Origin of the sequence: Desulfovibrio sp. 1214_IL3152, assembly GCF_036763055.1 — a bacterium.
Classification (GTDB): Bacteria; Desulfobacterota; Desulfovibrionia; order Desulfovibrionales; family Desulfovibrionaceae; genus Desulfovibrio.
Genome location: NZ_JBAIYW010000265.1, coordinates 1 through 12,646 on the forward strand (window position 1 = coordinate 1; position 12,646 = coordinate 12,646).

General features: G+C 54.0%; 16 protein-coding genes. 5 read left to right on the plus strand and 11 right to left on the minus strand.

Translation table 11 applies throughout. The annotated features are described in order from the left end of the window. Positions 1-158 precede the first annotated feature (158 nt). From V6C07_RS05555 to V6C07_RS05575, 5 genes are all read left to right on the plus strand, one after another. Positions 159-758 (plus strand): phage tail protein, encoded by a 600-nt coding sequence (locus tag V6C07_RS05555; RefSeq protein WP_333535366.1) that lies wholly within the window; start codon positions 159-161, stop codon positions 756-758. Between the two features lie 185 nt (positions 759-943). Then, positions 944-1,327, plus strand: a complete 384-nt coding sequence (locus V6C07_RS05560) for a hypothetical protein (RefSeq protein WP_333535367.1) — start codon at positions 944-946, stop codon at positions 1,325-1,327. A 263-nt stretch (positions 1,328-1,590) separates the two neighbouring features. Then, positions 1,591-2,454, plus strand: a complete 864-nt coding sequence (locus tag V6C07_RS05565; protein ID WP_333535368.1) for an ORF6N domain-containing protein — start codon at positions 1,591-1,593, stop codon at positions 2,452-2,454. Between the two features lie 113 nt (positions 2,455-2,567). Further along, the gene (locus tag V6C07_RS05570; protein ID WP_333535369.1) at positions 2,568-3,086 is read left to right on the plus strand and encodes a hypothetical protein; all 519 of its coding nucleotides are present in this window, start codon (positions 2,568-2,570) and stop codon (positions 3,084-3,086) included. Then, positions 3,086-3,823: an endonuclease gene (locus V6C07_RS05575; RefSeq protein ID WP_333535370.1), complete on the plus strand. Its 738-nt coding sequence runs from the start codon at positions 3,086-3,088 to the stop codon at positions 3,821-3,823. Before V6C07_RS05570 ends, V6C07_RS05575 begins: the two co-directional genes overlap by 1 nt. 190 nt (positions 3,824-4,013) lie before the next feature. Here the strand turns inward: V6C07_RS05575 and V6C07_RS05580 are convergent, their stop codons facing one another. The 11 genes from V6C07_RS05580 to V6C07_RS05630 all read right to left on the minus strand — a co-directional run bounded on the left by V6C07_RS05580 (position 4,014) and on the right by V6C07_RS05630 (position 12,578). Further along, a complete protein-coding gene (locus tag V6C07_RS05580; RefSeq protein WP_296984533.1) occupies positions 4,014-5,099 on the minus strand; it encodes a tyrosine-type recombinase/integrase in 1,086 nt (361 codons plus the stop codon). A gap of 344 nt (positions 5,100-5,443) precedes the next feature. Continuing rightward, the gene (locus tag V6C07_RS05585) at positions 5,444-5,908 is read right to left on the minus strand and encodes a hypothetical protein (protein WP_333535371.1); all 465 of its coding nucleotides are present in this window, start codon (positions 5,906-5,908) and stop codon (positions 5,444-5,446) included. Further along, positions 5,905-6,360, minus strand: a complete 456-nt coding sequence (locus tag V6C07_RS05590) for a Lar family restriction alleviation protein (RefSeq protein WP_333535372.1) — start codon at positions 6,358-6,360, stop codon at positions 5,905-5,907. Before V6C07_RS05590 ends, V6C07_RS05585 begins: the two co-directional genes overlap by 4 nt. Beyond that, on the minus strand, positions 6,348-7,841 hold the full coding sequence (locus V6C07_RS05595) for a DNA cytosine methyltransferase (protein ID WP_333535373.1): 1,494 nt from the start codon (positions 7,839-7,841) through the stop codon (positions 6,348-6,350). Before V6C07_RS05595 ends, V6C07_RS05590 begins: the two co-directional genes overlap by 13 nt. A 1-nt stretch (position 7,842) precedes the next feature. Continuing rightward, on the minus strand, positions 7,843-8,244 hold the full coding sequence (locus V6C07_RS05600) for a hypothetical protein (protein WP_333535374.1): 402 nt from the start codon (positions 8,242-8,244) through the stop codon (positions 7,843-7,845). After that, the gene (locus V6C07_RS05605; RefSeq protein ID WP_333535375.1) at positions 8,237-8,428 is read right to left on the minus strand and encodes a hypothetical protein; all 192 of its coding nucleotides are present in this window, start codon (positions 8,426-8,428) and stop codon (positions 8,237-8,239) included. Before V6C07_RS05605 ends, V6C07_RS05600 begins: the two co-directional genes overlap by 8 nt. Before the next feature lie 146 nt (positions 8,429-8,574). Beyond that, positions 8,575-8,844 carry a hypothetical protein gene (locus V6C07_RS05610; protein ID WP_333535376.1) on the minus strand — a complete coding sequence of 90 codons (270 nt, stop codon included), beginning with the start codon at positions 8,842-8,844 and terminating at the stop codon, positions 8,575-8,577. 319 nt (positions 8,845-9,163) lie between these two features. Further along, positions 9,164-10,471: a hypothetical protein gene (locus V6C07_RS05615; protein ID WP_333535377.1), complete on the minus strand. Its 1,308-nt coding sequence runs from the start codon at positions 10,469-10,471 to the stop codon at positions 9,164-9,166. Between the two features lie 72 nt (positions 10,472-10,543). Continuing rightward, positions 10,544-11,623, minus strand: coding sequence for a hypothetical protein (locus tag V6C07_RS05620; protein ID WP_333535378.1), 1,080 nt, complete (start codon positions 11,621-11,623; stop codon positions 10,544-10,546). A 5-nt stretch (positions 11,624-11,628) separates the two neighbouring features. After that, positions 11,629-12,423, minus strand: coding sequence for a RecB family exonuclease (locus tag V6C07_RS05625; protein WP_333535379.1), 795 nt, complete (start codon positions 12,421-12,423; stop codon positions 11,629-11,631). Beyond that, on the minus strand, positions 12,420-12,578 hold the full coding sequence (locus V6C07_RS05630; RefSeq protein WP_333535380.1) for a hypothetical protein: 159 nt from the start codon (positions 12,576-12,578) through the stop codon (positions 12,420-12,422). Before V6C07_RS05630 ends, V6C07_RS05625 begins: the two co-directional genes overlap by 4 nt. Between the last annotated feature and the right edge of the window lie 68 nt (positions 12,579-12,646).

A 12,646-nucleotide genomic window follows, 5' to 3' on the forward strand; every position in this document is an offset into this window, starting at 1 on the left:
CTGCGGCAGACCGTCTGTAACATTAAAGACAGCGGTGCCAGTCGTATTGCGCGCTAAATGCGTAATAGCGCCGGATATGTCGCCGTATATTTCGCGAATAGCATCACCACGCACGCCTCCCACGCCGAGAGGCGACAATATAATTTAAGGAGTAAATAATGCCTGAAGCCCACAGATATACGAAGCCAGATCGTTTTTTTCACGGCACCGTTAAATATAATACTGTTCAGCCCGGCAACTCCGCTCTCGACGACCTGCCGCCGTTGCCGTGGCCCAAACAGTGGCCGCAGCATGTGGATGGCAAAGGCTGGGTTATGGTTGATGACCACCGGGAACGCAAGGAGCCGCTTTTTGCCGCCGCCGTGGTGCAAGGTGCTACTGATTACTGGCTGCCGGGCGACACCAACGCCAGCCCGGCCCGGCAAATGAAAAACATCGGCCCCCTGCCGGAGGGTGCAGTTACAGAACGGCCAGCCAAGACTGATGCCGAGCTGCTAGCCGAGGCCCAGGCAGATAAGCGCGCCGAGGTGCAGGCGGGCTATGACGCCGCCGTGGCCGCATCTCTGACAATGCCGACAGCTAACCCGACAGAGCAGGACATAACTATCGGCGCGGCTGCGTTTGCCGCCGAGGACGCCGAGGGCCTTGCGTATATCATGCAAGCTCATGCGGCCCGGCGTGACGATCTGCTGGCAGCCGTGGAGGCAGCAGATACCGCTGATGCCGTACAGGCTATTGTTGTGTTTTACGCGGTCTAATCTTGCGTGCCAATAAGGACACAAAAAGCGGGGCAAAACCCCGCTTTTTTTACATGGCCGCTTGTGCCAACTTGCGCGCCCGCTTATTGCATTGTGACCAGTTCGTCGGCTACAGCCATGTCATACCGCCTTGCTTAAAGATGGAGGGTTCGGGTAAAATGACAAGAAAAGCAAAGGGGGTGCCCATGAGTTTTTTTAAAAGTCTGCTTGGCCTTGTAAGAGAGAAGCCCAAACAGAAAGCCCGCAAGCCCAAAAAAGACGGCAGGCCACTATGGAAAGACTGGGTTGAAGATAACCCCAACGCGAAATGGGAAACCCGCATTTCACGCGAAAGCCGATTTATGACTCTGACGAACGACGGGAAAATAGAACACGTTATTGTCTTTATGTACTTACTTGGCGATGACGCCAAAGTAAGCTCGCCCGTACGAAAAGCAGAAAAACAGCGTTGCCAAAAATTACTGAAAGAATGGTTTGGTGAAATAACCGCGCCTATTAAATATAGAACGACAGACGAAACCGTTGAAGAATCTTTGAAGCGACAAGCAAAACTGCGCAGCAGTTTTTGAAAACTTGACATTCTAACCGTTTCATGATGGCGTGACTTCACGGTGCTGAAAACACCTTCAAGGCGGCCACGCCATTTCCGAAAGTCAATGGCTTTTTTTGCGCCCTTTTTTGGGCTATAGAAGTATCCATTGCCGGGCGTGGACGAAATACAATACCCCATTGGGGGAAATAGTCCGCAGCACCTTGAGCTGTTTTCAGCGCCCGGCATTCTCTTTGTTTGAGGATGTCCCCGTGAACCTGAAAAGTTCTCAAGGAGGCTCGCATGAGTCAGGCCCATCTTCTCCCCACTGTTTCCCCGTCTTCTTCTCTTCCTCCGCTCACCTACAAGGGCTTGCCCGTTGTCACCACTGAAATGCTGGCGAAGGCATATGGTTGCACGCCCAAGAACATTCAAATGAATTTTGCAAACAATCGGGAACGCTTCACCGAAGGCAAGCATTTCTTCATTTTAACCAATGGAGAAGTAAAGTCATTTCGTGACTGCACCAAAACTTTTGGGTCAGTCGTTCCAGCCCGCACCCGCAACCTCACCCTTTGGCTTGAACGCGGTGCAGCCCGTCACGCCAAGATGCTGAACACAGATCAGGCATGGGACGTGTTCGAGATGCTGGAAGAAACTTTCTTCCGAGTGGTTAAGCCGCAACCCACCACCCTCACGCCGTCCACCGCCGACGACCGCAAGCCCCTGCGCTCATTGGTTGCCGCATGGGCGCAGGTCAGCGGCACTCCGCATCAAGCCCTGTGGCCGCAGGTCAAGGCGCACTTCCAGCTTGCGCGGATTGACGATCTGCCTGTGGAGTGGATTGGTGACGCGCTGGCCTTTGTGCAGGGGAAGATTGACGCTGCGGGCAAGGCGCTGCCCGCTGCGCCGGAGAATACCGAGTTCCTGCCGACCATGTTCCCAACATTCGAGAAGGACATTCTTGATATTGAACGGCTTATAGAGCGGCTGTGCAACGGCATGAGCATCTTTGCCCGGCCCGGAGGTATGATGTACAGCGAACTTGTCAGGAACAAGCAGCTTATTGACGCGGTGCAGCCCTGCATATCTGCGGCCAAGAATGCCGTGGGCACTGGCTACTTCATGATGCAGACGGCAAGGAAGATTTACGGCGCCATGAGGTGAGATTAACGTCTTAAATGAAAAGGCCGCTCAGAAATGGGCGGCTTTTTCTTTTTCGCAGCCTTGGATATTATCTTGCAACAAATGAGAGTCCCCATACGATGGAGAAATAATGCATGCCTCTTAACCACCTGTTTACTTTGTTTAATGTGCGTAAAGATTTAAGATTTTTTATACATAGACTGCTCGTAGGTCTAGTTTTGTCTTTTACATTTTCTGCAGATATGCCTCATGTATTGAATGAAATTGAAGCCAAAAAGCTTGAACTTTTAGTGATCTTACTTTCAGTGTTAATCCCAATGTATATAGTTTATTTATGCAAACCAAAACATTTAATTTTTAAAAAAATCCAAAAAGAAAGCATTTTATTTTGCAGCTCTCTCGTGTCAATTATTAGAAGCACTATAATAATTGGCATTTCTGCGCTATTATACAATATTTTTATATGGAATGAGCCTGTTACAGTATTTGTTTATATTGTAAATCTACTTATCGCATTAGAAGTTATAACAAATGCACAGTCAGGCCTTGCGGATTTTGAGTATGACAGTGATGTTTCTCAAGAATGGATTACAATTATTGTGACGAACAAAGACGATCATGGTAATGAAGTCAACCTAGAGGATAAAGAATAATGCGCAAATTCCTTCTCTCTACTCTGCTTGCCGCCCTGCTGCTCCCCGCTCTGGCCATGGCCGCAGGCAACACGACTAACGATAGTTTCTCGCGTTCGAAAAAGATGTTGTCCCAGGTCTACGCCGACCACCGCATTACATTCTATTGTGGTGCCGAGTATGACGCACAGGGGAATGTGACACTGCCGGATGGAATCGTGATACCGATCAAGCGAGCGAATCGTGTTGAATGGGAGCACGTGGTTCCTGCGGAGAACTTCGGGCGTGCCTTTGACGAATGGCGTGAGGGTTCGCCGGAATGCGTTGATAATCGCGGCAAGGCGTTCAAGGGCCGCAAATGCGCCGAAAAGGTCAACCCAGAATACCGCCACATGCAAGCCGACATGTATAACTTGTACCCGGCCATAGGCGCGGTCAACGCCATGCGCTCAAACTTCAATTTTCAGATGCTGCCCGGAGAAGAATCGTCGTTCGGCAGTTGTGAGATGAAGATTGCAGACCGGAAGGCAGAACCCCCGGCACGCGCGCGGGGCCAGATCGCGCGCACGTACTTCTACATGCAGGATGCATATCCGCGCTACAAAATGAGTCGCCAGCAGGAACAGCTTATGGGCGCGTGGGATAAAATGTACCCTGTTGATCAGTGGGAATGCACCAGAGCGAAGCGAATTGAAGCTGTGCAGGGGAATGAGAACAGGTTTGTGAAAGAGCCGTGTGAAGCGGCAAAGATGTGGTGAGGGAAGAGATGCCCGGACGGGCGAAGGTGGGTGTGCCCTTGGGCACATAGTGGGGATGGGAAAAGGCCAAATTGGGCACATTTGGCACATTTATTATTTCAATAGTTCTATATTATCAGGATGTTAGTTGGCAGCGGCAAGACCATGCTTGCCCATTTGCGCATCTCGTATCAGTGTGTATTCACAGATGTTATTGCGTCTGGCCTCTTTGGGCACATGTCCCTTGGACACATACGGACACTTCTGGAAGAGCTTCAACGGCGGCCCTTTTTTGCTTGTCCATGACATACTGATAGTGCGTCAAAAGCATTGTCGGGTTGCTGTGCCCCATGAGGCTGGCAACTGTTCCTACGTCCACACCTGCTGCAACCATTTCTGTGCCAAATGCATGGCGCAGGTCATAGGGCCGCAAGCGGCGTGTGATACCTGCTCTTCTGAGCGTGTTGCGCCACGCTCGCCATATCCTGCGTACAGGACCACCATTGTAGTGTACGAGGTAGTCATTTCCTTGGGGAACATCTTCAGCTTGCCATTTCCGGAACACAGGCAACAGGCTTTGCCTAATTGGCACTTCGCGCCACGGCGCATTCAGGTTTTTCTTTGCCCCGTGTACACGCAAGACTCCGCGTTCCAGGTCAACATCATTCCATGTCAACTTGAACAGTTCACACGGCCCCACACGGACGCCACATTGCGAACCTAGGATAATGACGCGCACGACGTGAGGGGAGGCGTTGCTAAGGATTGCCCGTATTTCTTCCGGGGTTGGCGGAATGAATTTTTCATATTTAGCCGGGGGGAGCTTGGGGAAATCTACTGGGTCGCAAAACCCCTCACTTGTGCACCAACGCAAGACGGTTCTCAATACTGAGAGATATTCCCGCACGGTGACTGGTTTTACGTCCCATTGCAGCATCTCCGACATTACGGCTTCAATGTCTTTGCGCGTGATGCTCCCGATAGGTTTTTCTCCCAGCTTGGACAGGGGGTAACGCATCGTCTTCATTTGCCATTGCAGGCTGGACTTGTTAAACTGTTTTTGCTTGAGGTACAAGAAGTACACCCCTTCGAGTGTGAGGACTTCCTGGCTTTCTTGAGGTTCCTCCTCTTTTCTAAATGACTCCCTGTCAAACTTAATGCGATGTTTGATCAGGGAGTCATGTTTTTCCGCTTCGTGTTTGGTCCTGAAGTTCGCGCTCTCACGCTTGCCAGTAAACGGATTGTTCCAGTAACATTGCCACGGCGAAGCGCGGCCCTGCCGGTAACGTATGGCCATGATGATATGCCTCCATCATGCGCCAAATGTGCCCGGCTCTACGCTACTGGACACTTTGGCCTTGGGTCAATCTGTAAATATCGTCTATGGACATGGCTGTTAGCCGTATGCATGGATGGGGCTGGGGTTTACCTTGCCGCTGCCCTCCTGTTTTTGGCTGTGCAGCTTCGTGCATATCAAGCATGGCCTGCCTGACAGCCGATGACAGCCAGCGCCGTCCACGGCTTCGGCCAATACCGAAGTCAATGGGATGCACACCACGTGCCGCCAAAATTGAAGCGGCCACACCTGGGGAAGTCCCAAGCATGGCCGCTATGTCTTGCTGTCGTAACAGTCTCTCCACTCTACGCCACCTCCAAAAATATATCTGTCCCGGCCACATCGCAGCCGGGCACCAACTCCATCAGTAGGTAGCCCAACGACCACCCGGTGCGCTCAAGCCAGCCCCAAGATTTACCCACCGTGAAATCTGTGCAGCGCCGCCGGGCGTCCAAAAACATTGTGAATCCTGTCCAATACTGGGCCGACCAGTTGCGTAACAACTCCGGCCCGGTGCCTTCTGTCAGCATGTGCTCGGCCAGGGATTCGCACGCGGCGTCGAGGTCACGTTGAGCACCTGAGGACAGCCGTTTGACCTTCAGGGCCGGGGAACATTCTTCGATCCAGCGCGAGACTGTGGCGCATCGTGTAGCCAGCTTGCTTCCAGGCTTGGCAATTTTACACAGGATGCCCAGTGCCGCTTCCATCACTGTGAGCGCCAGCAGGGTATCGCGGTGCTGGATGGCGTGGGGGAGATGTGCGGTCGTCATGATTCCTCCGGTTCAAGCGGCATAGGGATGGGGCCAGCCCATTCAAAGCCTTCTCTTGTCACTGGCATCTGCGGATTGTAATCATCGCGCTTACTTCCAAACATCAGTTGCTCCCATGCTCCATACACTTCTACGCAGCGCGGCATGTTCAGCCCACTCGGCCTGCACCAGTACCACCCCGCCACCTTCGGCGGCTCCGTTGTCCACGTCAGATACCCGCGCCGCCGCTCCGGGCAGCCTGCGCAGTCCACATCGTTGTAATCAGGACGGCGGGGCAGAGAGTTCCACTTGTCGACCGCAATTTTGCCATTGTCGGCAATGGGGCCGGAGGTATAGCAGGACTCGCACGCAATATGAAAATGGATATCCTGCTTTTCGTCAGCGTTGATAGTACAGACAAGGCATTCCACGTTATCGCTCCCGCATGCGGGGCAGGGCTTCAGTTCTGGCATGGCTGGTGCTCCTTAGTAGTTTCCATGAACGCTTCTATGAACGCTTTCGCTTGCTCGGCATTGATTGCATTGCCGTAACCGCGCAGTCGTCCTACACGGTTTTTGACCACCTCTTCTGTGCAGACATGCGCCCCCATTCTCTGGCACACAGGGCAGAACATATCTTGTTCCTGTTCCTGTGTGATGCCGCTTTGAATTCCTTCCCACAAACGGCGCACACAGAAAGCAGCTCTTTGGAGTGAATCTTGTGGTGGCATTTTGAGCATAGGGTCTGTAAGTTCTGTGGTGAATCGTTCAACGGATTCAAGTCTTTGTGGTGAACCTGTAGGTTGGTTGTACTGCTGCAAATTTCGCAAAGAGAATCCTTCGTCTCTCTGGCACGATAATGCGCTGTGCTCCTGTTTATTAAAGGCATTGATAGTTTGTGCAAACGATAGCACTCTTTGCTGCAATACCTCCTTCTGTTCGCGTCCTTCATTCCAATCAGAGACTTTCCGCAAAAAGTACATTCCTTCATAAACTACCGCCTCTGTTTTGCATTGGGAGCACACACATCCCATTCTATGGGCAGCCCCATGAGCCAACGGGAAAGTGCCGGGTTCAACTGCCCTCCACTTTCCATCCCTGCACAAGAGCCAGTCAGCATCTCGCCAGAAGCAATTAGTCGGGCGGGGCCTGTGATGGCTGCTATTCCCGGCAAGCAGCAAAGTTTTCCCCTCTCCATTTCCCGCATCGCGCCTTCCATCGTCCTGCTGTTTTTCTCTCCATCCACCGCCCTCGGCGTCGGCCAACCTGCCAAGCAAACAGCATTCGGCAGTTCGCTGTTCTTGTGTGCTGCTGCACCCGCGCGACCACAGCTGTCCGCTGCTAATGGAGTTGGCCAGCCGGTCAATTGTGCCGTTACGTCCAGCCTGTCCGTTGACAGCTTCCCGTTCCGTATCCGGCCCCCGCTGTACCCGCCCTTGTAGTCTGTCAGTCTTGGCGTCGGCCACCCAGTATAATCTTTGCCTGATATGCGGCGCACCGAAGCTCGCACTGCAGGTATCAACCGCCCCGAAGGCGTAGTCCGCGTTTTCCATGTCAGCTTGTACAAGGTCGAGCCAAGCGAGGCCGTCCTTTGACGCAACCTGCTCTCCAAAGCAGACTGTAGGGCGGCACTGGCTGATAAGACGGTAGAATTCGGGCCAGAGGTGGCGCTCGTCTTTAAAGCCCATTCCTTTTCCGGCACTGCTGAAAGGCTGGCAGGGACATGAGCCTGTCCAAACTTGGCGATCATCTGACCATCCAGCGTTGCGCAGGGCGTAGCTCCAAACGCCAATTCCTGCGAAAAAGTGGCACTGGGTAAACCCGGCAAGGTCGCTTGGCATAACATCGGCAATGCTCCTTTCATCAACTTCGCCCGGAGCGATATGCCCGGCCTTGATTAGTTCACGCAGCCATGCGGCGGCGAATGGGTCGATTTCGTTGTAGTACGCAGACACATCACTCCCCCTCGCCCGCAGCCACGGCGCGGCGGGCGGCTTCTTTCCAACATTGGGCGCGCGTTTTATCGCAGTCATCATCATCTGGCCCGGTGGGGCGATGCAGCCCGAACGGGCAGCTATCGTAAGCACACGGACGGTCTGCGATATTTTCAGCCAGCCAATCGCGTTCCGCCCGCAGCCTCGCGCTCTCGGACTCAAGTTCGGCAGCGCGTTCTTCAACAGACTTCAATGCAGTAACAAGCCTGAGAATCCTGAAGTTTAGCTCGTAAGTTGTTTTTCTTCTGTCTCTGGTGGCCTCCATGAGCCACGACCGAACGTCCTCAGATGTGATCTGGAACTGTTTTTCACGGACGTAATAATGCCGCTCTTCCGGCGTGATCGTGGTCGTCGTATCACTCATGGATGGCCTCCGGCTGTACTGTCAGTGCGATACTATACTTGCCGCGTTGGGCGTACACCTGTATGCCGTTGTTGAACGTGTACCCGCAGTCTGTATCCCCATCGGCAAGCATCATTTCGTATGCTCTGCGTGCCGCTTCCCACTTTTGCTGATTGGTATCTGCCCCGTAGATTATGGCCTTCATTTTGTATCCCCCGCGTTGTCGGTATGCGCGGCCCACCTGAGAGGATGTATGGCTGAGAAATAAAAGCCGCCTCAGTGGGCGGCGTCAGTCAAACATGGGTCAAATAAATATGGCCCGCGTATCGCCCCACGGGCAGGGGTTAGGGATTATTCAACCGCTTCGTATGTCGCTTCGAAAATGTCCGGCTTGCAGGGATAAAACTCGCCTTTGACGCCCTTAATAATATAGTCGCCGCAGGTAGCGCGGTGGTCGCCTTCCAGCGTGGCAATAGTAATATCCGTGCCGTTATGACTGGCAGTGCCACCGTTATTGACAATCCAGCCAACCAAGGCATTCATGCACAATTCGTCAGTGTCGTTGTCGGTGACAAACTGACGGGCTTCAATCACTACAGGCTTCTTGCGATACAGTGGCATAATATGCTCCTTGCCCGCCTACGAACCGGACGGGCGCGGGTTGGGGGTTGCTACCGTGATTCACCACACAATTTCAGGCGACACCATCCAGATGCCGCCTGTCGTATGGGGTGAGGGAGGGGGGGTCACAATTTGTCAAACAGCCCGCATCCGCAAATGGGGCATTTCTTCTTTTTGCTGACCGTCCCGCACTTTTTGCATGTGCGGGACGGCTTGCCGTCACTCAACCTTTCGCCCTTACAGCTTGCGTAGATGCGGGCAAAGTTCTTTGATTTGCGCTTACCAGTGAATTCAGGGCGGTTCGGGTTGTCGTAACCGCTCACTGTATGGCGGCCTCAGTTGTCTGCGGCTCCAGAGCCACGGGCGGCTGATCTGCCGGCACATCTTCAACCGGTGCTTTTTCCGTGTTCACGCCGTCCGTGATCCAGTTATCATCACTGGCGCCGTCTGCTGCTTCCGGGTTGAGTATGCACGTACTGCACGGGGGCATGTTGACGGACATGCTTTTGTAATTGCAGGTGGGGCATTCACGACGCGGCGCCCAATTATCCAGGCCGCCGTCAACAGTCTGCACACAGTTGGCGCACTCGTCGGCCTGTGAGCCGTCTTCGGCGTTGTCGATGTGTGCGCAGTTAACGCAGGTATGCCCCCACGTTTGCGGCGTCTGCTCCGTAGTCCCCTTTTTACGGAGATCTTCACCCAGGGGAGCAGAATGCCCTTTGCCGCTGTCAGGCGGGCCGTCAAACAGCGTCGGGCGGCGTTCATCTGTGGTCATTGGGCGACGCATGATTTCTTCAGCGGCATCGTCGGCCGTGACGTAAACGAGTTCGCCGGAATCGAAATCCTGATACACGTCGCACAGCACGTCTTGCGGTTCGGTTTTGCCCCTGCGGAATTCAGCAGCGGCTTTGCTCAACCGCTTTTGTTCCGCATCAATCTTTGCCTTGTATTCCTTCCGCGTATCTGCAAGTTCGTCTTCGAGCATGTCAATCCTGGCCTGGGCTGCGGCCATTTCTTTGCCCAGGGCGATCTTATCTTCATCAGACAACGGGAAAGCCTTGGTGCAGGTATCGCGCTTGAGCCAATGGACATCATGCTTACGCAGCAAGGCAGGCGCCTCGCTGTCTGCCATCGGCTCGTCGGGGCAAAGGTCTGTCGGTTCCACAGCGCTGGCCAAGACGTCGCACAAGACCGTGTCGCCCACGTTGATCCCATCTTCACCATGAGTAAATGAATCCGTAGGAATGTCGGCGGTGTTACCGTAGCGGTCTTCGACGGTGGCCGTTTCGCCATTTTCCGAAAAGGCGTGGATGGTCAGGGTGATCACCATTGTCGCGTTATGCTCAGGCGTGGCTTCCTGCGGCTGCTCTTCCCCGTCACCAAAAACCGTTATGTGCCCTTGCCCGTCCACCAGCCCTTTGTCTTCGGCCAGCCAGTCGGGCAGGGTCACTTCTATATCTATGTCGCCGCGTTCCCCTGCATATTCAATCTGGCTCTTGGGCAGCCAGACTTCATCATCATTGCAGGTGAGCAGGATGGCGTCCTCGGTTTCCTGTGTAATGTCGCCGTAAATCGTGAACATTTCTGGTTCGGGCTGCGGCAGCGCCGTTGCTTTCTTTCGGGCCATGTTGATCTCCTAAAAAATGTGCCCGCGACGCTATGGGAACGCCGCGGGCTTGTGGAGGGTAGGGAGGGGAAATTACGCGCGCGAGGGGCAACCGTCGCGTTCAGGGCAATAGAAACAGTCTTCATCGGGGACGGGCGCGTTATCCTTACGGGGGCAGGGGAAGGTGCTTTCGCCGGGGGCGGCATGGGCATGGGCTTGGGCTTTGCCTGCCTTGGATTTTGTCGGAGGTGTTTCATCCGGCACAGGCTCTGTCTGCGTAACCTCGCCCGTGGACATGTCGATATGTTCGCCGGGATCAGCCTGCGGGAGTGAGGCTTTGATATCATCCATTGTCATTGGCTTCGGTTCATCCATACCGAATGCACCAGGCGACATTTCCGACAGGTCGATGGTGTCGTGGATTTCCTCAGCCGTCTGAATGCCCATGAGCAGTTCAGGGGCATAGAGCTTACCGAAGAACGATGCTGCACGGTACCGAAGCATGACTTCCGGCATGGTCTGCCACTTTGAGCCAGCCTTGCCAAACCAGCCTTCTACTACCGCCATATCCATGCTAACCACTGGGCCATCCAGGCGTTCACCTGTAGATTTTTCGATGGCCCAAGCCCGACATTGCCGGTTCATAATCTTGGCTTTATGCTGCACATCTTGGGGAATGTCTTTGCCGCCATTGGGGTTTGATACCCACTTGACTGTGATCCACTCGACTTCCTTTTCGCCAAGCTCTTCAATTGTAAAGCGCAAGGGACTGAACTTGCCGCAGGCGTTGATTGCGGCAATGATAAATTGACTGGACCACGCAGGTCTTCCATCTACGATATAGAGGTTTTGCATGACCATAAGCGGGTCAGCTCCCATGCGCTGACTCATGTTCAGCGCAAGCACGCAGTTGGGCATGGCATTGGGATTTTTTTTCATCCCAACTACCTTACCATATCTCTTTTCTTCAATTTCTGCCCTGTAGGCACTTGGAACTAGCGTGCTGCTAGAGAGCAGTGCCGCCCCCCGTTGCATGAGAGCAAAGCCGCCTGCCGTGAAGAAGCTAAGTTGTGTTTCAGCGGGGAGAGAGCTTGTCTGCGCCTTGAGTTCCGCGAGACTTGTCGAATTAACGCCGGAACGCGCCGCTTGAGATTCTGTTGCAGCCTGAGTCATGAAAGTTACCTCCACCGGCACACATGAAAGGCCGGACAGTATTTTTCTCCGCAGATTTGCGATTTGGGATTTCCGTAAAACAGGCCGGAATGAAGCATGTTCGAGGCAATAGTGAGCAACCCCGGCCCCTCATCGCCACCCACCAGCAGGGAACGTGCGCCAGATATTTCCCCTACCCCTGCCCTGCGCCCTTTGTCAGTTTTTGCGACCTGCAGCCCCATAATTTTTGCTGGGGCGTCAATCGGCAGTCCTGTTGCTCTGGATGCCATGAGCTCATACACGCCCATTTGTGCCGCATGCCCCTTGGTATTAACCTTGCCATCAGCGGAAACGGCGCTTTTGCCCGTCTTGATATCGGCAATGCCCAAGCATCCACGCTCTTCATAAATGCGGTCCAGGGTGCCAGTAAGAATCAAGCCAACGTCTTCAATGGGAAGATCGTCGCAGGTGGCCTCAACAGCGACATATGATTGCTGAGGGGCTATTTGCTCGCAGTACATTTTGTGCAGGGGCAAAGCGATGCTCTCTGCTTCCCGTGGTGAGGATTCCCCCCAATCGACCTCTTCGTCAGGATGATGTATGGCATCCACAACGGCCCCAGCCGCTTCATCAGGTGTAAGCGGGCTACCAGCAATGATCCGCTGATCGAAAAGTGCAGCCCCTGCGTGTACAGCAGTGCCAAGGAGAGCCGCATCGGACGCGGGCAAGCGTAAGCCTTTGACGTGCTTTGCCTCCCACCGGGCAGGGCAATCGAAAAGCTCCGCCAAAGAAGAGGCTCTTATTTTTATAAGATCTTTCATCTCCCCCGCTCCATCTGTATTTTCTTTGCCGCCTCGGCATATGCTGCGTGTTGTTCTGGTCCGTCCAGGCTGCCGACAAGGGCGAAAAGCAAAAGCGCGACCAGAGCCAATGCCCAGCCGCGCCAGTTGCTCACAGGGTTAAGGTCTCGCCACATGTCAGCCCCCTAGCAGTCTATTGCAGATCGCCAGCGCCAGAGGGACAAGCCCGGCTGCGGACACCGCG

Bases quoted from the DNA above. Each gene is read 5' to 3' on its own strand.
- V6C07_RS05555 (WP_333535366.1), top strand. From the start codon at position 159: ATGCCTGAAGCCCACAGATATACGAAGCCAGATCGTTTTTTTCACGGC.
- V6C07_RS05560 (WP_333535367.1), top strand. From the start codon at position 944: ATGAGTTTTTTTAAAAGTCTGCTTGGCCTTGTAAGAGAGAAGCCCAAA.
- V6C07_RS05565 (WP_333535368.1), top strand. From the start codon at position 1,591: ATGAGTCAGGCCCATCTTCTCCCCACTGTTTCCCCGTCTTCTTCTCTT.
- V6C07_RS05570 (WP_333535369.1), top strand. From the start codon at position 2,568: ATGCCTCTTAACCACCTGTTTACTTTGTTTAATGTGCGTAAAGATTTA.
- V6C07_RS05575 (WP_333535370.1), top strand. From the start codon at position 3,086: ATGCGCAAATTCCTTCTCTCTACTCTGCTTGCCGCCCTGCTGCTCCCC.
- V6C07_RS05580 (WP_296984533.1), bottom strand. From the start codon at position 5,099: ATGGCCATACGTTACCGGCAGGGCCGCGCTTCGCCGTGGCAATGTTAC.
- V6C07_RS05585 (WP_333535371.1), bottom strand. From the start codon at position 5,908: ATGACGACCGCACATCTCCCCCACGCCATCCAGCACCGCGATACCCTG.
- V6C07_RS05590 (WP_333535372.1), bottom strand. From the start codon at position 6,360: ATGCCAGAACTGAAGCCCTGCCCCGCATGCGGGAGCGATAACGTGGAA.
- V6C07_RS05600 (WP_333535374.1), bottom strand. From the start codon at position 8,244: ATGAGTGATACGACGACCACGATCACGCCGGAAGAGCGGCATTATTAC.
- V6C07_RS05605 (WP_333535375.1), bottom strand. From the start codon at position 8,428: ATGAAGGCCATAATCTACGGGGCAGATACCAATCAGCAAAAGTGGGAA.
- V6C07_RS05610 (WP_333535376.1), bottom strand. From the start codon at position 8,844: ATGCCACTGTATCGCAAGAAGCCTGTAGTGATTGAAGCCCGTCAGTTT.
- V6C07_RS05615 (WP_333535377.1), bottom strand. From the start codon at position 10,471: ATGGCCCGAAAGAAAGCAACGGCGCTGCCGCAGCCCGAACCAGAAATG.
- V6C07_RS05620 (WP_333535378.1), bottom strand. From the start codon at position 11,623: ATGACTCAGGCTGCAACAGAATCTCAAGCGGCGCGTTCCGGCGTTAAT.
- V6C07_RS05625 (WP_333535379.1), bottom strand. From the start codon at position 12,423: ATGAAAGATCTTATAAAAATAAGAGCCTCTTCTTTGGCGGAGCTTTTC.
- V6C07_RS05630 (WP_333535380.1), bottom strand. From the start codon at position 12,578: ATGTGGCGAGACCTTAACCCTGTGAGCAACTGGCGCGGCTGGGCATTG.